At 62.9% G+C, this 24,976-nt stretch carries 24 protein-coding genes and 1 pseudogene; 10 read left to right on the top strand and 15 right to left on the bottom strand.

Annotated features, from left to right (window positions below; all coding sequences use genetic code 11):
* The 3 genes and pseudogenes from NKJ89_RS19080 to NKJ89_RS19090 form a co-directional block, all read left to right on the top strand.
* Positions 1-234: pseudogene (locus tag NKJ89_RS19080) on the top strand (class II aldolase); the annotation flags it as partial.
* A gap of 77 nt (positions 235-311) precedes the next feature.
* The gene (locus NKJ89_RS19085; protein ID WP_352604683.1) at positions 312-1,586 is read left to right on the top strand and encodes an FGGY-family carbohydrate kinase; all 1,275 of its coding nucleotides are present in this window, start codon (positions 312-314) and stop codon (positions 1,584-1,586) included.
* Complete coding sequence (locus tag NKJ89_RS19090; protein ID WP_352604685.1) at positions 1,583-2,422, top strand: TIGR01459 family HAD-type hydrolase; 840 nt, start codon at positions 1,583-1,585, stop codon at positions 2,420-2,422. Before NKJ89_RS19085 ends, NKJ89_RS19090 begins: the two co-directional genes overlap by 4 nt.
* On the opposite strand, the gene NKJ89_RS19095 is transcribed toward NKJ89_RS19090, so the two are convergent.
* A complete protein-coding gene (locus NKJ89_RS19095; protein ID WP_023757331.1) occupies positions 2,409-3,419 on the bottom strand; it encodes a sugar-binding transcriptional regulator in 1,011 nt (336 codons plus the stop codon). The genes NKJ89_RS19090 and NKJ89_RS19095 overlap by 14 nt on opposite strands.
* A gap of 158 nt (positions 3,420-3,577) precedes the next feature.
* On the opposite strand from NKJ89_RS19095, the gene NKJ89_RS19100 reads away from it, so the two are divergent.
* Entirely contained in the window at positions 3,578-4,381 is an 804-nt protein-coding gene (locus tag NKJ89_RS19100; RefSeq protein ID WP_352604687.1) for a hypothetical protein, read from the top strand.
* A 15-nt stretch (positions 4,382-4,396) separates the two neighbouring features.
* Here the strand turns inward: NKJ89_RS19100 and ptsP are convergent, their stop codons facing one another.
* From ptsP to NKJ89_RS19125, 5 genes are all read right to left on the bottom strand, one after another.
* The gene (gene ptsP, locus NKJ89_RS19105; protein WP_352604689.1) at positions 4,397-6,376 is read right to left on the bottom strand and encodes a phosphoenolpyruvate--protein phosphotransferase; all 1,980 of its coding nucleotides are present in this window, start codon (positions 6,374-6,376) and stop codon (positions 4,397-4,399) included.
* A 57-nt stretch (positions 6,377-6,433) separates the two neighbouring features.
* Positions 6,434-6,814: a PTS glucitol/sorbitol transporter subunit IIA gene (locus NKJ89_RS19110; RefSeq protein WP_352604691.1), complete on the bottom strand. Its 381-nt coding sequence runs from the start codon at positions 6,812-6,814 to the stop codon at positions 6,434-6,436.
* Between the two features lie 27 nt (positions 6,815-6,841).
* A complete protein-coding gene (gene srlE / locus NKJ89_RS19115; RefSeq protein ID WP_023757335.1) occupies positions 6,842-7,846 on the bottom strand; it encodes a PTS glucitol/sorbitol transporter subunit IIB in 1,005 nt (334 codons plus the stop codon).
* A gap of 16 nt (positions 7,847-7,862) precedes the next feature.
* A complete protein-coding gene (gene srlA, locus NKJ89_RS19120) occupies positions 7,863-8,624 on the bottom strand; it encodes a PTS glucitol/sorbitol transporter subunit IIC (RefSeq protein ID WP_023757336.1) in 762 nt (253 codons plus the stop codon).
* A gap of 116 nt (positions 8,625-8,740) precedes the next feature.
* Positions 8,741-9,178, bottom strand: coding sequence for a transcriptional regulator GutM (locus NKJ89_RS19125; protein WP_352604693.1), 438 nt, complete (start codon positions 9,176-9,178; stop codon positions 8,741-8,743).
* A gap of 194 nt (positions 9,179-9,372) precedes the next feature.
* Here NKJ89_RS19125 and NKJ89_RS19130 point away from each other — a divergent pair, with 194 nt between their 5' ends.
* The gene (locus NKJ89_RS19130; protein ID WP_023757338.1) at positions 9,373-10,014 is read left to right on the top strand and encodes a hypothetical protein; all 642 of its coding nucleotides are present in this window, start codon (positions 9,373-9,375) and stop codon (positions 10,012-10,014) included.
* Between the two features lie 91 nt (positions 10,015-10,105).
* Complete coding sequence (locus tag NKJ89_RS19135; protein ID WP_352604838.1) at positions 10,106-10,780, top strand: HAD family hydrolase; 675 nt, start codon at positions 10,106-10,108, stop codon at positions 10,778-10,780.
* Between the two features lie 3 nt (positions 10,781-10,783).
* On the opposite strand, the gene NKJ89_RS19140 is transcribed toward NKJ89_RS19135, so the two are convergent.
* From NKJ89_RS19140 to NKJ89_RS19170, 7 genes are all read right to left on the bottom strand, one after another.
* Positions 10,784-11,926, bottom strand: coding sequence for a DUF930 domain-containing protein (locus tag NKJ89_RS19140; protein WP_352604695.1), 1,143 nt, complete (start codon positions 11,924-11,926; stop codon positions 10,784-10,786).
* Positions 11,927-12,262: 336 nt separating this feature from the next.
* Positions 12,263-12,436, bottom strand: a complete 174-nt coding sequence (locus tag NKJ89_RS19145; protein WP_352604697.1) for a hypothetical protein — start codon at positions 12,434-12,436, stop codon at positions 12,263-12,265.
* Between the two features lie 65 nt (positions 12,437-12,501).
* Complete coding sequence (locus NKJ89_RS19150) at positions 12,502-13,890, bottom strand: pyruvate dehydrogenase complex dihydrolipoamide acetyltransferase (protein ID WP_352604699.1); 1,389 nt, start codon at positions 13,888-13,890, stop codon at positions 12,502-12,504.
* Between the two features lie 3 nt (positions 13,891-13,893).
* The gene (locus tag NKJ89_RS19155) at positions 13,894-14,892 is read right to left on the bottom strand and encodes an alpha-ketoacid dehydrogenase subunit beta (RefSeq protein WP_352604701.1); all 999 of its coding nucleotides are present in this window, start codon (positions 14,890-14,892) and stop codon (positions 13,894-13,896) included.
* Entirely contained in the window at positions 14,892-15,920 is a 1,029-nt protein-coding gene (locus NKJ89_RS19160) for a thiamine pyrophosphate-dependent dehydrogenase E1 component subunit alpha (RefSeq protein ID WP_352604703.1), read from the bottom strand. Before NKJ89_RS19160 ends, NKJ89_RS19155 begins: the two co-directional genes overlap by 1 nt.
* Positions 15,920-17,251, bottom strand: coding sequence for an NAD(P)H-dependent oxidoreductase (locus NKJ89_RS19165; protein ID WP_352604705.1), 1,332 nt, complete (start codon positions 17,249-17,251; stop codon positions 15,920-15,922). Before NKJ89_RS19165 ends, NKJ89_RS19160 begins: the two co-directional genes overlap by 1 nt.
* Positions 17,252-17,553: 302 nt before the next feature.
* Positions 17,554-18,087, bottom strand: a complete 534-nt coding sequence (locus NKJ89_RS19170) for a TetR/AcrR family transcriptional regulator (RefSeq protein WP_023757349.1) — start codon at positions 18,085-18,087, stop codon at positions 17,554-17,556.
* 151 nt (positions 18,088-18,238) lie between these two features.
* On the opposite strand from NKJ89_RS19170, the gene NKJ89_RS19175 reads away from it, so the two are divergent.
* Together NKJ89_RS19175 and NKJ89_RS19180 are read left to right on the top strand one after the other, a co-directional pair.
* Entirely contained in the window at positions 18,239-19,534 is a 1,296-nt protein-coding gene (locus tag NKJ89_RS19175; protein WP_352604707.1) for an efflux RND transporter periplasmic adaptor subunit, read from the top strand.
* On the top strand, positions 19,531-22,614 hold the full coding sequence (locus tag NKJ89_RS19180) for an efflux RND transporter permease subunit (protein WP_352604709.1): 3,084 nt from the start codon (positions 19,531-19,533) through the stop codon (positions 22,612-22,614). Before NKJ89_RS19175 ends, NKJ89_RS19180 begins: the two co-directional genes overlap by 4 nt.
* Positions 22,615-22,826: 212 nt before the next feature.
* On the opposite strand, the gene NKJ89_RS19185 is transcribed toward NKJ89_RS19180, so the two are convergent.
* Entirely contained in the window at positions 22,827-23,288 is a 462-nt protein-coding gene (locus NKJ89_RS19185) for a L,D-transpeptidase (RefSeq protein WP_352604711.1), read from the bottom strand.
* Positions 23,289-23,643: 355 nt separating this feature from the next.
* On the opposite strand from NKJ89_RS19185, the gene NKJ89_RS19190 reads away from it, so the two are divergent.
* Entirely contained in the window at positions 23,644-24,018 is a 375-nt protein-coding gene (locus NKJ89_RS19190; RefSeq protein WP_352604713.1) for a hypothetical protein, read from the top strand.
* Complete coding sequence (locus NKJ89_RS19195; protein WP_023757353.1) at positions 24,015-24,182, top strand: hypothetical protein; 168 nt, start codon at positions 24,015-24,017, stop codon at positions 24,180-24,182. Before NKJ89_RS19190 ends, NKJ89_RS19195 begins: the two co-directional genes overlap by 4 nt.
* A gap of 72 nt (positions 24,183-24,254) precedes the next feature.
* Here the strand turns inward: NKJ89_RS19195 and NKJ89_RS19200 are convergent, their stop codons facing one another.
* A complete protein-coding gene (locus tag NKJ89_RS19200; protein ID WP_352604715.1) occupies positions 24,255-24,956 on the bottom strand; it encodes a winged helix-turn-helix domain-containing protein in 702 nt (233 codons plus the stop codon).
* Positions 24,957-24,976: the final 20 nt, after the last annotated feature.

Genomic DNA, 24,976 nt, shown 5'->3' on the forward strand with positions numbered 1-24,976 from the left:
GTCGTCGCGCGGCTGGGCACGGCGCCGGCGGCGATCCTTTTTCCCGGCGCGGGCTTGCGGATGCGCGGCGGCACCGGCGCTGGCGCCGATGCCATGCAACGCTGCCTAGCCGACGTGACGGCGCGCATCGACATTGCGGCACGTCTGAACTATCTCACCCCCACCGAGAACAACGAGCTAGTCAACTGGGACGCCGAGCAGTATCGCCAGAAGCTCAACGCGGCCGGCGGCTAGAGCATGATCCCGAAAAGTGGATACCGGTTTTCGGAAAAGATCATGCTCAAACGAACATAGAGCAAAGGACAGATGCCATGATGCCACTTGCCATCGGCATCGACATCGGCACGTCAGGTGCGCGCGCCGTGGCCATGCGTCCGGATTTCTCCATTGCCGGGCATTCGGCTGTTCCGCTCGACAGGTTCGGCCCAAACCCCCGCGATCCCGCCGTGTGGTGGTCGACGGCTGGCGCAGCGCTGACGGAACTGCTTTCCGGCATCGATCGTGCAGCGGTCCGCGCCATCGCCGTCGACGGCACGTCGGGCACGCTGCTGCCGATCGATGGCGCCGGGCGACCGCTGGCCGAGCCGCTGATGTACAACGACAAGGTCACCGATGACGACATCCTGGCCGCGATCATCCGCGAGGCGCCGGGTGGAAGTGCTGCGCATGGCCCAACATCAGGGCTTGCCAAGGCGCTCCAGTTTCAGCGCCTGTCCGGCGTCGCGAAGATGCTGCACCAGGCTGACTGGATCGCCGGAAACCTCTCCGGCCGCTTCGATGTCAGCGATGAGAACAATGCCCTGAAGACAGGCTATGATGTCGAAGTCCGCCGTTGGCCGGATTGGATCGCAGCGACCGGCATGCGCATGGAGTTGCTGCCGCGCGTCGTCGAACCGGGCGATGTCACCGGCGCCCTCACCGCTGCCACCGCGGACCTGTTCGGCTTGCCGCGCGACGTGGCCGTTGTCGCCGGCACCACGGATGGCTGCGCCTCGTTCCTGGCAACCGGCGCAGCGACCATCGGCGATGGCGTCACCGCGCTGGGGTCCTCGCTGACCATCAAGATCCTGTCCGATCGGCCGATCTCGGCGCCGCGCTTCGGCATCTACAGCCATCGGCTCGGCAATGCCTGGCTGGCCGGCGGCGCGTCGAATTCCGGCGGCAAGGTGCTGGCCCAGCATTTTCCGCTCGCGCGGATCATCGAACTCAGCGCGGCGATCGACCCCACGACCACGACCGGCCTCGACTACTACCCACTCAGCACCGTTGGCGAGCGCTTCCCGATCGCCGATCCGGCGCTGCCGCCACGCCTTGTGCCCCGTCCAACGGACGACGCCGACTATCTCCAGGCGATGTTCGAGGGTATCGCCGCGATCGAAGCACTCGGCTATGACAGGCTTGCCGAACTCGGCGCTCCTGCACTGACATCGGTCAGGAGCGTCGGCGGTGGCGCTGCAAACCCGGCCTGGACTGCGATCCGGCAGCGCAAGTTAGGCGTCGATTTCCTGCCCGCGCTTTCCGACGAGGCCGCCGCCGGCACAGCGCGGCTGGCACTGAAGGGCGCAAGCCAAGCGGGGCTTCTATGACCAAACGTCTGGACGGCATCGGGCCGCTGGCAGAACGCTACGAGGTGTTCCTGCTCGACCAGTTCGGGGTGCTGCATGACGGCACACGGCCCTATCCGGGCGCGGTGGCGGCCCTGTCGGCGCTGAAGCACGCCGGCAAGACCGTGGTGCTGATTTCCAATTCCGGCAAGCGGGCGCAGCCCAATGAAAGCCGGCTGATAAAACTCGGCTTCGAACCGGGAAGCTGGGACCATTTTGTCTCCTCCGGAGAGGTCGCGTGGCGATCCTTTCATGACATGGCGGCATCGGGAGAACTGCGCCCGGGGACAAAATGCCTGCTGATCAGCCGCGACAACGATCGCACGGCCATCGAGGGCCTGCCTTTTGTACTGACCGAGGCCGGCGAAGACGCCGAACTGGTGCTGATCTCGGCCAGCGAGGGCGACCGTTACGACCTCGACCATTACCGCCACCTGCTCGCGCCGGCAGCGGCGCGGCGGGTGCCATGCTTCTGCACCAACCCTGACATTGTCATGCTGACATCCGTCGGCCCACGCTTCGGCGCCGGCAGGTTGGCGGACCTCTATGAGAGCCTGGGCGGCAACGTCACCCGCATCGGCAAGCCCTACAGGGCGATTTTCGACGCAGCACTGGCGCTGGCAGGCGAGCCGGACCGCGGCACCGTGGTCTGCATCGGTGACAGCGTCGAGCACGACATATCAGGGGGAAACAGCGCCGGCATCGCCACGGCGCTGGTGCTCAGTGGAATACTGGCGGACATATCGGATCTCGCCGCCGTTTTCGACGAACAGCAGGCGTGGCCGGACTACATCACGGACAGCTTCAGCTTCCGCTGACCGCTTCCAGCATGCGCCGTGCGCTTTCCTCGTCAGTGATCAGGATCGTTGGCGCGATCAGGGTCATGGCGCCGAGCAGCGCCTCGGTCTTCTCCGCACCGCCCGAGGTGAGGATGCGGATCGGCGCCTTGCGCAGGCGATCGACATCCACCGACATCACGTGGCTGTTGACGGGATGGTCGACCAGATCGCCATTGCGGTCGAAGAAATGGAACAGCAGGTCGCCAACGGCGCCACGCGCAAGCAGGGCCTCCCGATCCGCCTCCTTGAGAAAGCCGCCTAGAGAGAAGGTTGTGGCCGAGGCGATGCCGCCGACGCTCAGCAGAACGGCATCGAGCACGTTGGCCATCTCAAAAACCTCCTGCAGGCCGCAGCGCTCGACCAGCGCGATCTTCGTCTCGACGCTATCGACCACGGCCGGCGTCGGGATCAGATAGCCGTCGCCCTGGAAGATCTGGGCGAAGCGCCAGGCGAACTCTGCCGGGTTGTAGCGCCGCACGACGCCGACACCGCCAAGCAGCGAAATGACCTTGAAGTCGGTGAGCGACTTGGCACTGATGAAGGGCAGGCTCGAAAACAGCGTCCGGCCCCAGCCGACGCCGACGCGCATGCCGGACTTCATCGTGTCGGAGAGAAAGCTGCCGGTCTTGGCGCTGATCGCCTGGACCGGATCGGCATTGGGCGCGGAAAGCGGTGCCACCAGCGCCTGTTGCAAGCCGAACGTCTTTTCCAGCGCGCGCTCCAGCCGGACGATCTCCGACAATTCGCTCTCAATGCTGATTTTGACTTCATTGCGTGCGCGGGCATCCGCCAGCATGCGCACGATGGTGACGCGGCCGACGCCGAGCACATCGGCGATCTCGTTCTGCGTCATCTGCTCGACGAAATACATCCAGGCGGCGCGGATCCTGAGGCGATCCGTCCGGCTTTCGCCGGCGACCTGCTCGGTTGCCTCGCCGCGGCCGTCGCCGTTTTCACCCTGTCGTCGCCTGCCCACGCGTGTCTCTCCCCCTGCGGCGAAGGACGAGCGCGCCGTCGCCGATTCTGCATGCTGGTCTAGTATCGCCTATTGATCTACCAATCGATAGGAACAATGTAGAGGTGGTGGCCACTCCCTGTTGGCGGCCATCCGCAGCAATTTCGAGGCGATCCGCCATGCTCCGACAAATCTCCGAAGATGTCCGCGTCAACCTGAAGGACCGGCTGCGGGAAGTCCGCGATGCCATCCGCCAGAGCCGCCATGACGGCAGCGGCGACGCCAGTATTCTGCGCGAAGCAACCAGCCATCTGCCGTCGTTTCCGGGCAAGGGCATCGAAGACCTGCTCAGCCATGCCGCGAGTGCAGTCGACGAAGCGCTGTCGATCGCTGAATCCTTCGTCCCGCACGAGCGCCCGATAAAGGTGGACGGCACAACCGTGAAGGGCCTCGGCACCTATTTCCCGGTCGGCAACGAGGATCGCCAGCTGAGCGCGGAACGGCTGTTCCGGCGCGATATGTACTATCTGACCAAGGCGATGCTTGCCGCCCTGAATATCGACAATGCCCGCATCCACGAAGCTGATTTTGCGGCCGTCCATGCCACGATGCGCAAGCGGCATGGCGACCTTTTGGCCGCATTGGCCGCGCCGGGCGCCGGATTGCAGGCGATCGCGGCCATTTGTTCGGCGCTGCTGGTCGAGTGCCTCAACCAGCGTCCCGTTCGCTTTGCCGAGGCCGCGCCGGAAATATCGGCGGGGGCGAGCGGCCAAGCGCTCGACATAAGCTGTCTGGCCCCGCTCGCTTTGGCCTGCGGCCTGGCAACCACCGGCAGGGACGATTCGCCGGAACCTGATATGCTGGAGATCGCGATCCTGGCAGCCGATATCCGCCGCGACCGTATCGTTCAGGCCTGCGCCAAGGCGAACCCGATCACCGAACTGACATCCGTTTTCGCCACCTTGCTTGCCCATTTGCCGTAATTGTCGCGACTTCGGCTAGCCTTCCGCCGCCATCGCCATGATCGCCTTCTTGGCGCGCTGGATCGAAGCCGGGCTCATCGAGAGCTCGGTCAGACCCATCCTCACGAAGGTGGCGATAAGGTCGGGACGACCGGCCGCCTCACCGCACATGCCGACCATGATGCCGGCGGCGACGCCAGCTTTGGCCGTCATTTCGATTGCCGACATGACCGCCGGATTGGTGACGTCGTTGAGCTTGGCCACGGTCGGGTTGAGCCGGTCGGCGGCCATGATGTACTGAGTGAGATCATTGGTGCCGATCGAGAAGAAAGCGACCTCCCTGGCCAGCGCCGGGGCGATCAGCACGGCGGCCGGAGTCTCGATCATCACGCCGAGATCGAACGCCGCGTGCGGCACACCCTCGGCTTTCAATTCGGCGGCGCATTCATCGACCAGAACCCGCGTCTGCCTGACCTCGCCGATATCGGACACCATCGGCAACATCACCTTGATGTTGCCGTGCACGGCCGCCCGCAGCAGCGCCCGCAGCTGGCGCTTGAAGATGTCGGGCCGGTCGAGGCACATGCGGATGCCTCGCCAGCCCAAGAAGGGGTTTTCCTCGTCGGGAAATTCGATGCCGACAATCGGCTTGTCGCCGCCAATGTCGAGCGTCCGCACGATGACCGGATATGGCGAGAATGCCTTGGCCAGCGCCGCGTAGGTCTCCGCCTGCATGTCTTCGGAGGGAAGGTGCATGTGGCGCATGAACAGAAGCTCGGTGCGGAACAAGCCGATGCCCATCGCGCCAGCCTCCTGTGCTGCCTCGATTTCCTCCAGCGAGCCGATATTGGCCGCGACCTTGATGATCCTGCCGTCGGCGAGTTTCGGCGTCACCGTCTTGAAGACGGTCAATCCGGCGCGCTCTTTTGCCGCCGCTTCGACGCGGCCGGCGAAATCGGCACGGGTCGCCTCGTCGGGATCGATGATCACATGGCCATTGTTGCCGTCGAGCGCGACTTCTCGCGCGGTGCGCAAGGCATTGACCTGGTCGCCGAGGCCGAGCACCGCCGGAATGCCGTGCGAGCGGGCGATAATGGCGATGTGAGAGGTCGCGCCGCCATGGCCGCATATCACGCCGCCGATGCGCTTCAGCGGCGCGCGCGCCAGATCCCAGGCACCGATGTCATCGGCAATCAGGATAGCTCCCTGAGGGATGTTCTCAAGGCTGACATCGTCCTGTCCAAGCAGCACCAGGCAGATCTGCCGGCCGACCGCGTGGACGTCGTCCGCCCGCGCGTTGAGATAGTGATCGTCGACAGCGCTGAAATCGGCGGCGATGGTGGACGCCGCGGTGATGACGGCCGAAATCGCGTCGTTGCCGCCCCTGATCAGGCTTTCGGCCTCGCCGGTCAAGCTGTCGTCGGCGGCGATATCACGAAGCGCGGCGACGATGCCGCGGTCTCCAGCCGACAGGCTGTCCTGGGCCAACGCGTGGTCCATTCGCACTTGGACGGCGGCGACAGCGGTGCGGAACCTGTCGATCTCACCGGCAATCTCCTCGGCCTGCAACACGCGGCCCTGCCCGGCGATATCAGGCGGGAAATGCGCAAAGGCCGGGCCGATGGCGAAGCCTTCGCTCGCGGCTACCCCACGCAAGCCGGTTGCAGCTCCAGGTGACGCCGGTGCGGATTCGGTTGCGGGCTTGACCTCCGGCTTCGGCCCGGTATCGCCTGTCGGCTGGTGATCCTCATCCTCAAGGCCAGCCTTCGGATTTTCCAGATAGCCGATCAACGCCTCGATGGCCTCGATGGCGTCGGCGCCATTGGCCCGAACGGTGACCTCCTGGTTCTCCTTGACCGCCAGCAGCATCAGCTTGACCGAGCTCTTGGCGCTCACCGCCTTGCCGTCCTTGACCAACTCGACATCGGATTCGAAACCCTTGGCGAGCTTGACGAACCGCGTCGCGGGACGGGCGTGCAAACCTTCATGCACTCTGACGATGGTCGAGCGTTCCATGGCAAATACTCTGCTTTTCTTGGCGCCACCGTCACACGGATGACGGCGCGAATGCCGTCAGGCGGCGATGGTGATGATCGTACCGGACTTCAGGGCGGCCACGAGCGCTTCCGGATCGACCGGCGATGCGCAGATTTCGCCTGGCCTCTCGGCCTCGGCGGCGCCGTTGAACGAGATTACGACATGGCCCATTTCCAACACCTTGCTCCATGCGCTGGCGCCGACCGCCGTTATGGAAGCTGAAACCGGCCCGAGGGTGATCGAAGCGCCCTTGGCGGGCGCTCCGTCACTCGGTCCCTGCTCGGTCTGATGGAGCACCGAAACCTCGGCAAGCTCTGGCGGCGAGCCATCCGCAAACAGGATGACCACGCCCGCTTCGGCGAGGTCCGCCACTTCGGGGCCGACGGAAGTGACCCGCGTTCTCAGAAGAACCGTCATATGGCGAACCTCATTTTCCAACTATCTTTAGAACACGATCAGGCTGACGACCCAGGCGATCAGCACCGATACCGGGCCCATGATCTGGCGGCTGATCAGCACCGCCGGAACACCGATCTCGATCGTCTTCGGTTTGGCTTCACCGAGCGCCAGGCCGACGGGGACGAAGTCGCAGCCGACCTGGGTATTGTAGGCAAACAGCGCCGGCAGCGCCATCGCCGGCGAAATCGTGCCGTTGGCGATCTGCGGGCCGATGATGGCGACGCCGATGACCTGCGCGATGACAGCGCCTGGCCCGAGGATGGGCGACAGGAACGGCAAGCCGCAGATCGCCGAGATGATCAGCAGGCCCACGATGTTGTTGGCCAGCGGCCCCATCGGCTGTGCCAGCACATCGCCGATGCCGGTGTAAAGGATCAGACCGATGAGCATGGTCACGAAGGCCATGAACGGCAGCACGTTGCGGATGACCTGATCGATGGTGCGGCGCCCGGCATTGAAGAAGATACCGACGATACGCCCCATGACGCGGCCTATCGAACTGATGAGGCCGATCAGCCCACCCTCGCTTGGCAGCGGCTGTGGTACCGCAGTGGCATTGCTATTGCTCGAACCCATCGCTGCTGCTCCCCCTGCAGTGGTGACCGTTTCGGATCCGTCCGCCATTTTGATGTTGGCCGGCTTTACGCCCGAAACGTAGATGTCTTCGGTGATGAACTGGGCCAGCGGCCCGGATTGACCGACCGGCGTCAGGTTGACGGTCGGAATGCGCTTGCGCGGATAGACGCCGCAGCGTGCGGTGCCGCCGCAGTCGACGACCACGACCGCCATCTCGCTTTCGATCGGCGGCGCCCTGAAGCCGTCGACGGCTTCGGCACCGGTCATGTCGGCGATGAGCTGCGCCACCGGGTGAATGCCGCCGCCAGTCACCGAAACAACCTTGCTTCGTTGTGCGGTCGGCTCGATGACCAGTGGGCCGCCCCAGCCGGTCTTGCCTTGGGAAATCTGTACGGCTTTGTATATCTTGTCCATGATGTCCTCCCCGCCCTTACAGCTCGACGCCCTGGCGGCGCGCCATGATGGAAGTGATGCGTTCGGTCAGCATGCCCTTCAGCAGGATGACGACGAGACCGACGATGGCGTACCAGATCGCCACCTTGACGTGGTAACCGGCGACGACGGCGCCCTTCTTTTCCAGCTCCAGCAGAGCGACGAGAATGCCGCCCCAGACGAAATATTCGCCGGGATTGATATGCGGGAACAGGCCGAGCGGCGGGTGAACATAGGAAACGGCCGCGTCATAGAAGGCCGGCTTGTGCTTTTCTTCCAAGAACGATCCGAACGTGTAGGCCATCGGATTGGTGAGGAAGAACACCGCCAGCAGCGGCAACAGCGTGTAGCGCGTCAGTGCGACCCGACCGGCGCCCCGCGCCAGACCGTGCACGCGCTCTTCGCCGACCAGTTCGGTGACGGCGTAGAAGGCCGTCATCAGCACCACCAGCGTCGGAATGATGCCGGTGACGAAGCCGGCGAACACCTCGCCGCCCTTCTGGAAGATACCGATGAAATACTTGCCGATCGCGGTGAGCCAGCCGAGTTGCTCTTCCTGCTGGACGTCCTTCAGCTTTTCCTTGAACTGATCGACGGTGATCGGTCCACTGTCCGCTTGCGCAAGGACAACGAGGTGATCGGAAGCATGCTCGGCGGCGAGCTTGCCATGCAATGCAGCATCCGAGACCATGGCACCTGCGACATGCAGATTGTGCACCGCCATGTCGGCATGCTGCGCCAACAACGAAAATACAGACATTTCTCCTCCTTATGCCACCCGCCGGTTCATTCCAGTCGGTGCGCGGCGTCCTCTGTCCCTTTGATTTAGAGGTGGATTCAGATTCAGGTCGATCCGACCTGAAAATCATCCGTCCTCTAGGCCCTTGCTATGTTCAAGCCGGACAGACCCGGCTTCTTCCCCGGCTCCGACCGTGTTTTGTCGATCTGTTCGATCGCCCGTTTCACGGCCTCGGCCACACCGGATTCCCCCTCCCCCATGATTGCAGGGTTGGACCGGAGTCGATCGAGGGGAACGCCCTCGAACTCTTCATGTCTTTTGAATTTGGTGAACACGGAACGGCCGCTCATCACCATCAGGCGGCGCACGACCAGATCGGGTGTCACCACGACAAGCGCGATGGTGCCCTTGGCCAATCGACCGCGAAAATTGCCGGCTCCGACGAAGCCATCCTTGTACTGATCGGTGACGCCCCTGAACACATCCGAATAGTGTCGCATCTGCAGCCAGACGCCGAGCGATTGCTGCGCCCACACAATAACCAGCAGAAGCAGTCCCCACTGCCAAATCGCCATTCGGTTCTCCTCCCGAAGCCTCAGTTGACCGCACATTGGACCGGCACGTGACAACAGCAAAGTGAGAACATTTGTTTCCGAGAATGTCAATATGTATGATATTGACCATATCTGCGGTCATCCACAGGAACGCTGACAGATTTCAGCGACGGCGCCATTGTGCTACCCTAACGAGGAAACAGGATACGAGGAATATGGATCTGCCCTTCAGGGACGAACTGGCCTTGATGCCCGACCTTCGGCATCGATTGCGGCAGCTGCGCTGGTTCCGTGCCACGTTCCGCGGCAGCGCCAAGGTGGTCTCGGACACGTTCGGCGTTCGCTTCGAGATCGATGAGGCCAAGCTCACCAGGGCTTTTCTCGACTGGGTCGAGATCATGGAGGCGCAGAAGCGCTTCGCCGCGATCGATCGCGCCGACTTCATCGTCTTTGCCGCCGGCCTGGTGCTGCGCGAGTTGATCAAACAGGCGCCGGCCAGGGAAATCTCCGGCCTTACCCAGCTGATCGAGACGGAAACGAATGCCGGCACGCTGGAAATCGTCCGCTTCTGGCCGGAAGGATTCCTCTATACCAATTACTGCGTCTCGGCGATTTCGGCGATCCACGAGCAAGAATTCGGCACGGCGCCCAGCATCGATAAATGCGCAGACGATCTGCGCACCTGGTGGTCCTATCGCGAGAACGTGACCGAGATGCCGGCCTACGCGGTTGCCTTCCTCGACCGCTTCCTCGGTGCCGAGCCGAACTGGATAACGCCGGATCGCGCACAGTCCCGGCAAGCCATGCAACGGGCGCTCGGGACTTCGCGTGCGAGCGATGCGCTGCGCCAGCTTTGAACTGCCGGCTTGTGGCCCAAAACACCCGCGCTATTGAACATTTGATTTTTTACCGATAGCGATGTGCGGAATTGACTCGATGGAGAAGCGCGTGGCGCGACCAAGGCCTATTATTTTCGATTGCGACGGCGTTCTCGTCGACAGCGAGCCTCTGGCCGCGCGGGCCTATGAGCGTGTCTATGAAAAGCACGGCATGCCCGGCGTCAACACCGGCATCATCGCCCAGTGCATCGGCATGAAGCAGTCCGACATCATCGCCAAGATCAGGGATTTGACCGGCCACCAGTTTCCGGCGGCGGCGGACGGCGACATCTGGGCCGAGACCAAGGTCCTGTTCTCCGAGGAATTGAACCCGACAGCGGGAATAGCCGCCTTTCTGGAGTCGCTTGGGGGTGATCGCTGCGTTGCCTCATCCTCCTCCGTCGAGCGCATAAATCACAGCTTGGCCGTGACCGGACTGGCGCGGTTTTTCGGCGATGCGATCTACAGCTCTTCCATGGTCAGGAACGGCAAGCCCGCGCCTGACATTTTCCTGTTCGCCGCCAACAAGATGGGCGCCAATCCCGCCGACTGCATCGTCATCGAGGATTCGCCCTTCGGCATCCAGGGCGCGGTCGCCGCCGGCATGACAGCGATCGGCTATACCGGCGGCGGCCACACTTATACCGAGCACAGCGCGCGGCTGACGGCTGCCGGTGCCGATTTCGTATGCGCCGATTGGCATGAAGTTAGCCGGCAATTGGCTGGGTTTGGTGTGCCGGCCTAGCTCTTAGCGAACAGGCAGTCCAAGGCGGACCCATTGGTCGGCCGGGATCACCGGCCCGACGCGGAAATTGAAAGACAAGACCCTCGTCGCATTGGTGTCGACCTCGCATCGGAAGCCAAGATGATACCAGGTGGTTGTCGTGCGGAAGGCGACATCCGGGGCATCAAGGATATTGCCGGCCTTCAGCGGAACACTTGGGATCAACTCGGGAAAATATGAAGCATCCAGCAATTGCTGCTGCAACGCACTGGCGCAAAGTTTGGCAGCCCGCTTGCCGCGAGGCACTCCGGCCATCGAGCTTGTGGCCGACGCATCGCCGGTCGCGCCTTGCGAATAGAGTTTGCGAACACCCGGAAGCCCTGAATAGCGCCGCGATGCAGCGGCGACGTCTGCGGAACTTGGCCTGCTGGCGCTCTCGCTTGCGGACTTCGAGACCTTTGGCAGCTCGGGCTTCGGCGCATTTGTGGGTCTGGGATTCGGCGCTTCTACTGATGTCGGAAGCTCGATCTCACCGTCATCGGCGGCAGCAGCCAACGGTGTCGGTGACGCGGCTGCTTGCTTGCCGTTGTCGTCCGCTTCCGGTTCCTGTTTGTCCGCCTGCTGCTTATCTACGTCTTTGGCCGAAGCTGGTTGCTTCTCCTGGGTGGGCTCGATCTCTTTCGCTGCTGGCTCCGCTGGGTCTGCCGAGGCGGTAACTTTGTCGTCTGTCTGCTTCGGCACGGCAGCCGGCTTCGGCTGTTCATCCTTGGCCGGCGAGGGCGAGTTGTCTTGAGCGCTGGCCCCATCCAGAGATTTCCTGGGGCCGCTATCCCTGTCGCCGAACTGAAAAACAGGCTTCAGAACCTCGATCGGCGAGGGCTTCGGCGGCTGTTTTTCCGCCGGAGTTGACTTTTCAATCTTCTGCTCGAGTGGTTTTTCAGCCTTCGGCTCCGGCAGCTTTTCGGCTTTGGGCTCCTTTGGCTGCGGTTTCGGCTTTGGCTGATCAGGAGGGGGCACGAGCGCGACATTGACCGCTTGCTCCTGCTGCGGCTGTTTTGGAGCCTTGGGCACGTTGTAGACCAGGAGCGCTGCGATGAGTGCATGCAGGATCATCGATGCGGGCAACCCCCACAGCAGATGCCGCCGTTCTCCTGTCTTGCCCTTCATCCTCATCGATGTGGAATGAAATCGCGGCGGGTTCAAGCATGGGCACTGGATTGGCGCAACTTAACCGCTGACAGGTTGGTGATCTGGATGACAACGCACAGGAGGTCGAGCCACCCCGGCGTTGGCGCGATTCCGACTAGGCTGGCTCTTCCGCCGGCTCGGTATCCCGTCCAGAAGCCGTTCGTCCAGGCGCGTTTCGCCAAACCAATTCAGCCGATTGATGCTGACGAAGCCAGCATCGATCGCCGCGTTTTCGTCGCCAGGCTGGCTGGCATCGTCGCGGCCGCGCGGAATGGTGATGACCGTGCGATTACCATCGCTGTCCACAATCTCGGCCTAGCAGGCGATCTTGTCGCGGCCGATGCGCGGCTGTTCCGCCGGCAGCGCGGTCGGCAGGTTGATGCTCAACCGATGGCCCTCCGTCGCCCAGTCGGCACGCGACTGCCGCGGTGAGGCGATCAGCGTGCCCAGCCACGGCTCATCGGCATCGGTGAAGTCAGGGTTCTTCACGCGAGAAACAACAAGGCGTTCTGTTTGTGAGCCGGCTTCGCAGGCCGACACCACCCCGCCATGCATTAAACCAGCATGCCCATCGGGTTCTCGATCAATCGCTTGAACGCGACCAGCAATTCGGCACCCAGCGCACCGTCGACGGCACGATGGTCGGTCGATAGCGTCACCGACATCACGGTGGCGATTTTGATCTCGCCGTTCTTGACCACTGCCCGCTCCTCGCCGGCGCCGACCGCCAGGATGGTTGCGTGCGGCGGGTTGATGACGGCGGCAAAGTCCTTGATGCCGAACATGCCGAGATTGGACACCGCCGTGGTGCCGCCCTGGTACTCTTCCGGCTTCAGCTTGCGGCTGCGGGCGCGGCTGGCCAGATCCTTCATCTCGTTGGAAATGGTGGACAGGGTCTTTTCGTCCGCCTTGCGGATGATCGGCGTGATCAGCCCACCAGGGATCGACACGGCAACACCGACATCGGCATGCTTGTGCTTGACCATGGCGCTTTCCGTCCACGAGGCATTGGCATCCGGCACCGCCTTCAGCGCCATCGCCATCGCCTTGATGACCATGTCGTTGACCGACAGCTTGTAGGCGGGAGCGTCGCCCTTGTCGGTTTTCTTCACCGGGGCTGCCGCATTGATCTGCGTACGCAGCGCCAGCAGCGCATCGAGTTCGCAGTCGAGCGTCAGGTAGAAATGCGGGATGGTGGTCTTGGCCTCGACCAAGCGGCGGGCGATGGTCTTGCGCATGTTGTCATGCGGGACGAGTTCGTAGGAGCCCTGCTCGAACAGGCGCAGAACGTCCCCCTTGAGGGGAGGGTGGCCGGCCGCAGGCCGGTCGGGTGGGGTCGGCTCGACTGGGCTCGGCGCAAAGGAGGTGCCTTCTGAGGCGACCCCCTCCGTCCGCTTCGCGGACACCTCCCCCTCGAGGGGGGAGGAAAGTGCTGCGTCGATATCTGCCTTGACGACGCGACCGTATGGGCCTGTGCCGGATATGCCGGAGAGGTTCAGGCCTGCCTCGCGAGCCAAGCGCCGTGCCAAAGGTGTCGCGCGGGTTCCCCCCTCCCCCTTGAGGGGAGGGTGGCCGGCCAAAGGCCGGTCGGGTGGGGTCATCTCGGCAGTGCTCGGCGCCGAGACGGTGCCTCCTGGGGCAACCCCCTCTGTCGACTTCGTCGACATCTCCCCCTCAAGGGGGGAGATTGGCACATAGCTTTCATCCTCGGCATAAATCCAGGCAACAGCCGCGCCGACCGCAATATCGACGCCCTCCTTGCCGGTGACATCGCGCAGCACGCCGCTGGCCGGCGCGTCGATCTCCATCGCCGCCTTGTCGGTTTCGATCTCGAACAGCACATCACCCTTCTTGACGCGCGCGCCCTCCTCGGCGAACCAGCGCGAGATCTGTCCGGTCGCCATGTCCATGTCGACCTTGGGAAGAATGACTTCGGTCGGCATCGACTAGCGAACCCCCTTCACGAGGTCGCGCGCGGCGGTGATGATGTCCGGAACCTGCGGCACTGTGGCCTTTTCCAACTCCGGATTGTAGGGGATCGGCGTCTCAGCGCCGCCCAGCCGCACGATCGGCGCATCGAGGTAGTCGAACGCCTCGCTTTCGGCGATCATGGCGCTGACCTCGGCGCCTATGCCCAGCGTCTTGACCGCTTCGTAGACGCACATCAGCCGCGACGTCTTTTTGACGCTGTCGACGACGGTCTGCTTGTCCATCGGCCGGATGGTTCGCAGATCGACAACCTCGACGTCGATGCCTTCGCTCTCCAGCGCTGCCGCTGCGTCGAGCGCCTTCTGCACCATGACGGAGGTGGCGACGATGGTGAGATCCCGGCCCTCGCGGCGGATATCGGCCTTGCCGATCGGTACGGTGTAATATCCTTCAGGCACCGGCCCCTTCACCTTATAGAGCAGCTTGTGCTCGAAGATCATCACCGGATCGGGATCGGCGACAGCCGCCAGCAGCATGCCTTTAGCGTCGTAGGGCGTCGCCGGCTGGATGACTTTCAGACCCGGCACATGGCCGAGCCAGGCTTCGAGGCTCTGGCTGTGCTGGGCCGCCGCGCCGGTGCCGGAGCCAGCGGGAAAGCGCATCACCACCGGCACCGAAACCTCGCCGCCCAGCATGAAGCGCATCTTGGCGGCCTGGTTGACGATCTGCTCCATAGCCAGCGTGGCGAAATCGGAAAACTGGAATTCGAAGATCGGCCGCATGCCGGTGAGGGCGGCACCGACGGCAACGCCCGCACCTCCCAGTTCCGAGATCGGCGTGTCGATCACCCTCTCGGTGCCGAAACGCTCGACCAGATCGCCCGTGACCTGGAAAGCGCCGCCATAGACGCCAATATCCTCGCCCATCAGGAAGACGCGTTCGTCCATGTCCATGGCGATCGCCATGGCCTCCTGGATCGCCTGGGCGTAGCTCAGTTCACGCACCATCGCGTCCATCACGCCTGCTCCGTGTAGACATAATTCCCGGTATCGCGAACATCAGGCGACGGGCTGGCCTTGGCGAACTCGATGCCGTCGGCGATCTCCTGCGCCACCGCTCCACGGATGGCCTCGATACTCTTGTCGTCGATGAAGCCGAATTCCCTGAGCTCGCTCTCGAACAGCGTGATCGGATCGCGGTTCGACATCCAGTCCTCGATCTCCTCCTTGGTGCGATAGCGGTTGCGGTCGCTCTTGGAATGGCCGCGATGGCGATAGGTCTTGGATTCGATCAGCGTCGGCCCCTCGCCCGCGCGGGCTCGGGCGACGGCCTGATGAGATGCCTCGGCGACCTCGGAGAAAATGTTGCCATCGACGATGACGCCCGGCATCGAATAGGCGGCGGCGCGCTCGGCGATGTTCTTGACGGCGGTCGAGCGGGCCGTCGATGTCGACATGCCGTAGCCATTGTTCTCGCAGACGAAGATCACCGGCAGCTTCCAGATCGCCGCCATGTTGAGTGCCTCGTGGAAGGCGCCTTCATTGTTGGCGCCGTCGCCGAAGAACGAGACCACGACCTTACCCGTCTTCATCATCTTGGAGGAAAGCCCGGCGCCGACGGCGATCGGAATGCCGCCGCCGACGATGCCGTTGGCGCCGAGATTGCCCTTGGCGACGTCGGCAATGTGCATCGAGCCGCCGCGTCCCTTGCAGTAGCCTGATGTCTTGCCGAAGAACTCGGCGAACATGCGCTTGACCTCGGCGCCCTTGGCGATGCAGTGGCCGTGGCCACGATGCGTCGAGGTGATCTGGTCATCATCGGACAGGGGCATGCAGACGCCCATGGCGCTGGCTTCCTGGCCGATCGACAGATGCATGGTGCCGTGGATGAGGCCGCGCGTGTAGCACTCCTCCGCCCCCTCTTCGAAGCGGCGGATGAGGTACATCTTGTAGAGAACCTCCCTGAGCTGCTCGGCGCTGTACTGGCGATAGACGAAAGGCAGGTTGGCACGACTGTCGGCGACGGCTTTGCTGGCTCCGGCCATCACCACGCCTCCACGGACCCGTAGACGAGCTTGTCCTGGCGGGCGCGCAGTTCGGCGATCTTGGAGCCCGCTGCGGGAGCGGCGTTGGCATAGGTGATGAGCTCGCCCTTCCTGATCGACGCGGTGACCGAGCCGCCCTGCAGCAGGCCGCAGGGAATGGCTTTGGCAGCGCGCGCATCCGGCGTTGCCATGATCCAGGCGCGGTAGCAATATTCGCCAATCGCGTCGAGTTTCTCCCCGGGCTTCATATCTTTCTTGGCCACCGCGCAGACCTCGGCCACGGGCTTCGCCAGCGGCACCATGTCGGCCTTGCCGTAGAGCACGACGCGGGCGCAGGTCAGCGGCACCTCGAGTGAGGTCAGATGATAGGGACGATGGAACGTGAAGTAAGGGCCTTTGCCCATCTTCAGATCTTCCATGCGCTCGGAGATTCGCGGATGCGACATGTCGGCGACGACGAAGACGCCGGGCGCGACACCCTTGCCGATCGAGTAGTCGACGACGCCGACTTTCGACAGCACGCCGCCATCCTTCTGGGGCACCAGGACCTTGGACAATTCGCCAAGCGTGGCGGTCGGGCCATGCATGCCTGGCTTGTCGGGCACCAGCCCCGTGGCATTGGCGATCGCCGCCATCTCGACCATGGTCTTCGAGCCGTCGACGAATTCGACCAGCATGCGCACATTCATGTGCCGGCGCCTGGCCTCCTCCTCATAGTCGGGGGGGATCGCATCGATGTTAAGCGGATTGTTCTTGCCCTTGCCGGCGGCAACAATCGGGTGCCCCATGGCCGAGACGAACTCGATCAGTTCCATACAGGAGGACGGCTCGTCGCCGGCACCCAGAGAATAGGTGACGCCAAGCCGGTCGGCCTCGCTCTTCAGATAGGCGCCGATGGTGACGTCGGCCTCGACATTCATCATCACCAGATGCTTGCCATGCTCCATGGCGCGCAGTCCGATCTCGGCGCCGACGGCGGGAACCCCGGTAGCGTCTATGACGACGTCGATGAGATCATTGTTGATGACAAGGCTGGCATCGCTGGTGACCGCCACCTTGCCGGCCTCCATTGCCGCCGTCATCGCCGAAGCGTTCGACACTTCGCGCGAATGCCCGGTTTCCTGGAAGGCGATATCCACCGCCTTGGTGGCGGCGGGCAGGTTCAGTTCGGAAATGGCGCCGATCTCGATGCCCGACATATGGGCGACGCGGGTGACGATGTCGGTTCCCATCTCGCCGGAGCCGATCAAGCCGATCCGGATAGGCTTGCCGGTCTTGGCGCGTTCCTCGAGATCGCGGGCAAGGCCCGTCAGCGAAACATTGGAAGCCATACCGCTTTCCTCCCATAATGCAGGCTCGTTCAATTGCCTGACGGGTATTGAACATATGTATTTGTGTCAAGACTAATGTCCAAAATTGCCGGCTTTTAGGTCACTTCCCCGCAATCCCCGCGGGACCGAAAAAGAGGCAGGGAATGGGCGGTTCAGCGGCCACCGCAGGCGAGGTGCGTCGACGACAAGCTGGACACGATGCGCAATCTGATCGCCGGTGATGGCGGTGTCGAGCACCTGACACCGCGATCGTCCTGCGCCGAGACATCGAGCGCGCCGCGAAGTGAGCGCGCTCGGCGCGCCTATCCAGCAATCTCCAGCAAGGACGATACCAGCAAGTCTCGCTCGCCTTTCGACAGGACATCCGAATCGAAGAGGTTCATGCTGCGCAATCCCTCGATGGCGAGATAGCAGACCAGCAGCGATTTGAGGTCGGGCGTTTCGCCCTTCAGCCGTTCGAAAAGCTGCCGCTTGAATGTCTTTATCGGCGTCATGAAATCGGGATCCTCGGCGATAGCCGAGAAGATCCAGGACGCGGACGGCCGTTTTTGCTCGCAATCATTGGCCGACAGCCTGATGTAGACGGCCAGCGGATTTTCGTCCTTGTCATTCGTGCGGGCGGTTTCCAGCGCCTGCTCAAACTCGCGCAGATAACCTTCGACCAGCCCCTGCATCAATTTGGCCTTGGTCGGAAAATTGTAGAGCAGCCCGCCCTTCGATACGCCGGCGCGACTGGCGACCGCTTCCAGCGACAGACTGCCTGGCCCGGACTCCCGTGCGACATCGGCCGCCGCAGCGAGAATTTTCTCGCGCGAGTTCTTTCTTCGGGCTCTCATGGCGCCTCCCATCGCAAGCTTAGGCCCAATTGACAAGACCGTCCAGACGGTACAGTAAGACCGCCGTTATTTGAAATCGGGACCCGCAGTCGATATGTGTCCCGATGTCCGCGCTTCGCGCCGGATTTCGACTAAGGGGACCTCCTTGCTCATGCGCATGCGCATACTCCGTATCTTTATCATCATCCTGGTCCTGGTCGTGCTTTTCGTCGTGGTCGGCGGCATCGTCGGCTTCAACTTCCTGCGCGACAACGGCATCAAGCAGTATTTCGCTTCGATGAAGCCGCCTGCCGCAACCGTTTCGACGACCATCGCCAAACCGTCGACCTGGACGCCGGGCATCGAGGCGATCGGTACGGTCAAGGCGGTGCGCGGCGTCGACCTGACGGTTGAGACCACCGGCATCGTCAAAAGCATCCTTTTCCACGCCAACCAGAAAGTGGCCGACAATGCCGTTCTGCTGCAGCTCGACGACGCCGTCGAGCGCGCCGATCTCGACGCACAGAAGGCACAGGCCGCGCTCGATCAGACATCGCTGGCCCGCGCCATCGAACTGACCAAGCGTGGCGTCGGCTCCGATTCGACGCTGGACACGGCGCGTGCGGCGGCCTCGGCCTCTGCGTCCCAGGTTACAAAGCTGCAGGCCGTGCTCGATCAGAAGCAGCTGACGGCGCCTTTCGGCGGCACGGTGGGTATTCCCAAGATCGATATTGGCCAGTATCTGGCGCCCGGCACCGCCGTGGTGACGCTGCAGGATCTCGACACGATGCGGGTCGATTTCTCGGTTCCCGAACAGCAACTCCCGTTGCTCAAGATCGGCCAGACGGTTCGGTTGGGTTTCGGCGGTGAGGACAGGCCGTTTGCCGGTGCCATTCGCGGCATCGACCCGAAGATCGACTCGTCCAGCCGGCTGGTGAATATCAGGGCGGAAGTCGCCAATCCCGACGGCAAGCTGACACCTGGCCAGTTTGTGCAGGTGCGTGTCGAGCTGCCCGAAGAGCAGAACGTGCTGACGCTGCCGCAGACCGCGCTGACCACAAGCCTCTATGGCGACTACATCTTCGTGGTGCAGCCGGCGAAACCAGCCGAGGCGGCCCCGGCAGCGGCAGCCAAGCCGGAGGAAAAGCCCGCAGCGCCTGCAGCGGATAAATCGACGGAGGCCAAACCTGCAGACACCAAGCCAGCCGACGCCATGAAGCCGGCGGACAAGGCGGCCGATTCGGCCAAGCCAGCTACAGAAGGCGAAAAGCCTGCGCTGGTATTGTCGCAGGTGTTCGTCAAGCCGGGTCGCAACAATGCCGGCATGGTCGAGATCGTCCAGGGGCTGAAGGCTGGCGACGAGGTCGTCACCGCCGGTCAGAACCGCCTCTTCAACGGTATGTCCGTCGTTGTGGACAACACTGTCGACCCGACCAAATCGGCGAACAAGCAGGCCGACCAGCAATGAGCGTTTCCGATCTCTTCATTCGCCGTCCTGTCCTTTCGACGGTCCTTGCCTGCATGATCCTGCTCTTGGGTTTCCAGGGCATCTTCAACCTGTCGATCCGGCAGTATCCGAAGGTCGACGAGACCGCGATCACCATTACCACCGCCTATCCAGGCGCCAGCGCCGATCTGATCCAGGGCTTCATTTCCGCCCCGATCGCCCGCGCCGTCGCCTCGACCGAGAACATCGACTACGTCACCTCGTCCAGCCGCCCGTCCTCCAGCACCGTGACGGTGCAGATGAAGCTCGGCTCCAACCCTGACGTTGCACTGACCGAGGTGCTGTCCAAGGTCCAGGGCGTGCGCGGTACCTTGCCGGACGCCTCCAAGGACCCTGTCATCGTCAAGGGCACCGGCCAGCAGTTCGCGATGATGTACATCTCGATGCAGAATCCGAACATGACGAAAGAGCAGCTGACGGAGTACATCGAGCGCGTCATCAGGCCACGCATGTCGACGGTCGAAGGCGTCGCCGACGTGCAGATCTTCGGCGCCCAGGAATACTCGATGCGCGTCTGGATCGATCCGATCAAGCTCGCCGCGCGCGGCGTGACGGCCTCCGAACTGCTGACGGCGATCAACAATTCCAACTTCCTGTCGGCCCCCGGCAATACCGAGAACGAATACGTCGTCTCATCGATCACGGTGCGCTCGACATTGCAGACGCCGGAGGCGTTCGCCGAGCTGCCGCTGCGTTCGACCGACGGCAATGTGGTGCGGTTGCGCGACGTCGCGCGCGTCGAGCTCGGCGCCGAGAACACCGACACCAGGGTCAGCTTTAACGGCAAGCCCGGCACCTTCCTCGCCATCTTTCCGACGCCGGCAGCCAATCCGCTGACCACGGCGGCGGCGCTCACCAAGCTGGTGCCGGAGATTCAGGAGACTCTACCGAAGGGCATGACGATCGAGGTCGTCTACGACGCGACCGAACAGATCAGCGCCTCGATCGAAGAGGTGTTCAAGACCATCGCCGAGGCGGTTGCCATCGTCGTCGTCGTCATCCTATTGTTCCTTGGCTCCTTCCGTTCGGTGATGATGCCGATCGTCACCATCCCGCTGTCGTTGATCGGCGTCTGTTTCCTTCTGTTTGCCGTCGGCTATTCGATCAATCTTCTGTCGCTGCTGGCCATGGTGCTGGCGATCGGCCTTGTCGTCGACGACGCCATCGTGGTGGTGGAGAACATCCATCGTCACATGGAAGAAGACAACATGCCACCGATGCAGGCTGCGTTCAGCGGTATGCGCGAAATAGCATCAGCCATCGTTGCCATGACCATGACGCTGGCAGCCGTGTTCGCGCCGCTGGCCTTCACCGGCGGCCTGACCGGTGCGCTGTTCCGTGAATTCGCGGTCACGCTCGCCGGCTCGGTGGTATTGTCGGGCGTCATCGCCATAACCATCACCCCGATGATGTCGGCACGCCTCCTGAAATCCGGCACGCCGGGCCGTTTCCAGCGCATTGTCGACGGCGCCTTCGCACGCGTCGAGCATGTCTATGAACGAGCCGTCACCGGTTCGCTCAACTATCGCCCCTTGACGCTGATCATCGTGCTTGCGCTTGTCGGCGTGACCGGTTTCATGTTCACCAAGACCTCAACCGAGCTGGCGCCGGAAGAAGATCAGGGCTTTCTGCTCTCGATCGTGACAGGGCCACGTTATGCGACGTCCGATTATACCGAGACATACGTCAATCAGATCCTCGGTCTGGTGAAGGATATTCCCGAGACACGGGCGCAGTTCTCGGCCGTTGCCTTCGGCGGCACGACAAACAGCGCCTTTGTCGGCTATGCCTTCAAGGACTGGGCGGAACGCAAGCGCAACTCCAAGGAACTGCAGGCCGACATTACGGCCCGTATCGCCAAAGTCGCCGGCGTCGAGGCCTTCGTCTTCGCGCCGCCGACGCTGCCGGGCTCCGGCGGCGGCCTGCCGATTTCCATGGTGGTACGATCGACCGGCGGTTCCCCGGAAGTGTACGAGGTGGCCGAGCAGATCAAGAAAAAGGCGCAAGCCTCCGGCCGCTTCATCGTCGTGCAGAATTCCATGGCCTATGACGCACCGGAGGTGACGGTGACCATCGACCGTGACCGCGCCGCGGCGCTGAACCTGCCGATCGCCGATATCGGTCGCACGCTGACACTGCTGGTCGGCGGCGCCGAAGTGGCGCAGTTCGACCGCGACTCCAACAGCTACGACATCATCCCGCAGGTGCCGCAGGAATTTCGCGACAACCCCGACAAGCTCGGCGAATACTTCGTGCGCAGCGTAACGGGCGAGATGGTCCCGCTGTCGGCTGTGGTCAAGATTTCGACCAATGCGGCGCCGGCGGCCGTCGAGCAGTTCAACCAGCTGAATTCGTCGACGATTTCAGCGCTTCCACTGCCCGGCGTCACCACTGGCGACGGGCTGAAGGCGCTGGAGGACATCGCCAGGGAGAGCCTGCCCGATGCCTTCTTCCTCGATTATTCCGGCCAGTCCCGGCAGGAAAAGGAACAGGGCAATACCATCCTGATCGCTTTCGCGGCAGCAGTTGTCGTCATCTATTTGGTTCTGGCGGCGCAGTTTGAAAGCTTCCGCGACCCGCTGATCATCATGATGGCGGTGCCGTTGTCGATCTTCGGCGCGATCGTGCCGCTCAATCTGGGTCTCGGCACGCTCAACATCTATACGCAGGTCGGCCTGATCACGCTGATCGGCCTGATCACAAAGCACGGCATCCTGCTTGTCGAGTTCGCCAACCAGCAGCGCGAAATCCATGGCATGCGGCGCCACGACGCCATCATCGCCTCGGCCAAGGTGCGCCTGCGGCCGATCCTGATGACGACAGCGGCGATGGCGCTTGGCGTTGTGCCGCTGATCACGTCCAGCGGCGCCGGTGCCGCGGCCCGCTACTCGATGGGCCTGGTGATCTTCACCGGTATCCTGGTCGGAACCATGTTCACGCTGTTCGTCGTACCCATGTTCTACACCTTCATCGCCAGCAAGGACCTGCCTCACCTGGCTGAGAAACCGGATCCCAAGCTGATGCCGGCACTGCCGAGCTAAGAGCAATTCCAGGAAAGTGTGAGACGGTTTTCCGTCCGGAAATGCGTCAAAAAGCGAATTAGAGCCGTTCGCCGTTCCGTGAACGGAGAACTGCTCCAATTGCACAAGAAGTAGCTGGAAACAAAAAGGAGGCCGGGATTGTCCCCGGCCTCCTTTTCTGATGATCGCTCCGCGGCTTCGGCACAATAGAGCCGAAGGCAACGACCATCAGGCTACTTGACGATGACGATGCTGGTGTTGGTCGCCCCGAAGGTTTCGACGAGTTGGTAGAAATCGGCGGCGTTGTCTGGATGCAGTCGCACGCAACCATGCGAGGCCGGTTGGCCGAGACGCTTGATCGCATAGGTCGCATGCACCGCGTAGCCGCCGCTGAAGAAGACCGAGTGCGGCATCGGTGCGTTGTCGTATTTCTTCGAGTACCACATCTCATGCAAGCGCGTCGGCTTGAACGAGCCGGTCGGCGTCACATGGGCGCGGTCGCCGGTGGAAACCTTCCATGCGAAGGTCGGCCGGCCATCGACCGAGACCTCCATGATCTGCTGCGAAAGCGAAACGCGCGCCACTATCTTGTTGGCGGCGTGCGCCACGCCAGGCCCGGCGCCGAACAGAAGTGCGGCACCGGTCAGCACGGCAGCGGTGATGTTGATGAGCTTGGCGGCAATGGCGGTATGCATGATGAGTTCCCCTCTCTATGCCGGTCCGGCCGGCTCCAATTCGATGGCTGCTTATCCCGACGTCATGTTTCCAGCAGATTTCGCAAAATCCTCGTTTGTGTTTCGAATCTGTTTCCACTGGTTAGCAAATGCCGCGCTTCGTACAGCCGAAAAAGAGCCAGATCGGCCAGGCGCTAGTGGGGCCAAGGTCACGAGCATGGGTATCTGTCTCTAAACGAAAGTGCGGATTGGCTGCATACGAAAGAATAGCCGTCGATTTCGAAACCAGATTGCAACAAAGCGCGGCTTCGAGCGGCATGATCCGGATACGCGCCGCAAGCAAAGTTGACGCAACGAAAGCAGCCGGTAACGAAACATGGGAACGAAATCGAACGCTCTGCCCTGGCTTCTCAGGATAGGCATCGCGGCAATGGTCATCGACGGCATCGGCACGGGTGCCGGCACCCCGCTGGCTAGACTCGGTGCGATGAATTCAGGCGAGATTTCGACACTGCATGCCGCACTGTTTTTCGCCTCGGTCTGGATTGTTTCCAGCCTGCGCATTGTTCGGCTCAAGGCCCTCTGGCGGGTCGGTCTTAGGCTGACGGGTTTGCGCGGCCCCTCCGGCAACTTGCTGCCGAGAGGACCGAAGGCCCGCGCCGCGACGGGGGGTTCCGGGCGGCGCGGGCACTTCGGGGGTGTCCTGAAGCGATCCGCAACACATTTCAATTTTAGGGAACTGCTACGATGAACACGAAATTTGCCGCTTCGGTGCTGTCCGCACTGCTCTACGCACAGGGTCTGCTCGGCTTTGCCGGGCTTGCCACCGTGCTCCTGAGGGACCGCGCCCATGCCAGTGAGCTCACCATGGGCGGTGACATGCCGGTGGGCCCATCACTTCTGCTGGTACGCTGAGCGCCGGGAGCATCGGGCCCAGAGATGGAAAATCCGATGCCCGACAAAAGAGCGAGCGTCAGCGCCCGGCAATCAGTCGGCGAATTGCCGCGGCGGATCGAACCGGTAACCGGCGCCGCGTATGGTGGTAATGGTTTCGGTATCGAGCTTACGGCGCAGCCGCACGATGCGCGAATCGATCGAGCGATCGAACGCGTCGGCGTTTTCTGCCGGTGCTGCGGCGATGATATCGTCGCGCGTCAGCACCTTGCGCGGACTGGCCAGGAACAGCCGGAGCAGCGCCACCTGACCCGGCGAGAGCTGTTCTTCCGTGCCGGAGCGATGCATGACCATGGCCGACCTCAGATCGACGGTCGCGTTCTCCAGCACGATCAGTTCCGGGGCGCCCCTGCCGCGTCGCGAAAGCAGGCCGCCAACACGGGCGGCGAGCTCCCTGACATTGAGCGGGCTCTCGACGACGTCGGCCGCCCCAAGCTCCAGCGCCAGTACCTTGTCGACGAGATCGGCCGGCCGGCAGATCAGGATGAAATCCGGTCCGCCCTCGCCGCCCCCGCCTTGGCCGCCATAACGCCGAAGCAGGTCCCGCCCCTCGGCCTGGCTGAGGCTGTCGCCGACGACGACGACGTCGATGCCCTTTCCCGACAGCAGCGATTCGGCCTCCCAGGGCTGGCGCGCCTGATGCACATCATGTCCGCGCCGCTCGAGATGGTCGGCGAGCTCGGTCGCGATCACTTCGGCAACGGAGACAAGCGCGATGTTCGATCGTGCGGCCATGTTTTCAAACCGTTCCCTGG

It is taken from the genome of Mesorhizobium sp. M0047, assembly GCF_040323315.1.
Lineage (GTDB): Bacteria > Pseudomonadota > Alphaproteobacteria > Rhizobiales > Rhizobiaceae > Mesorhizobium.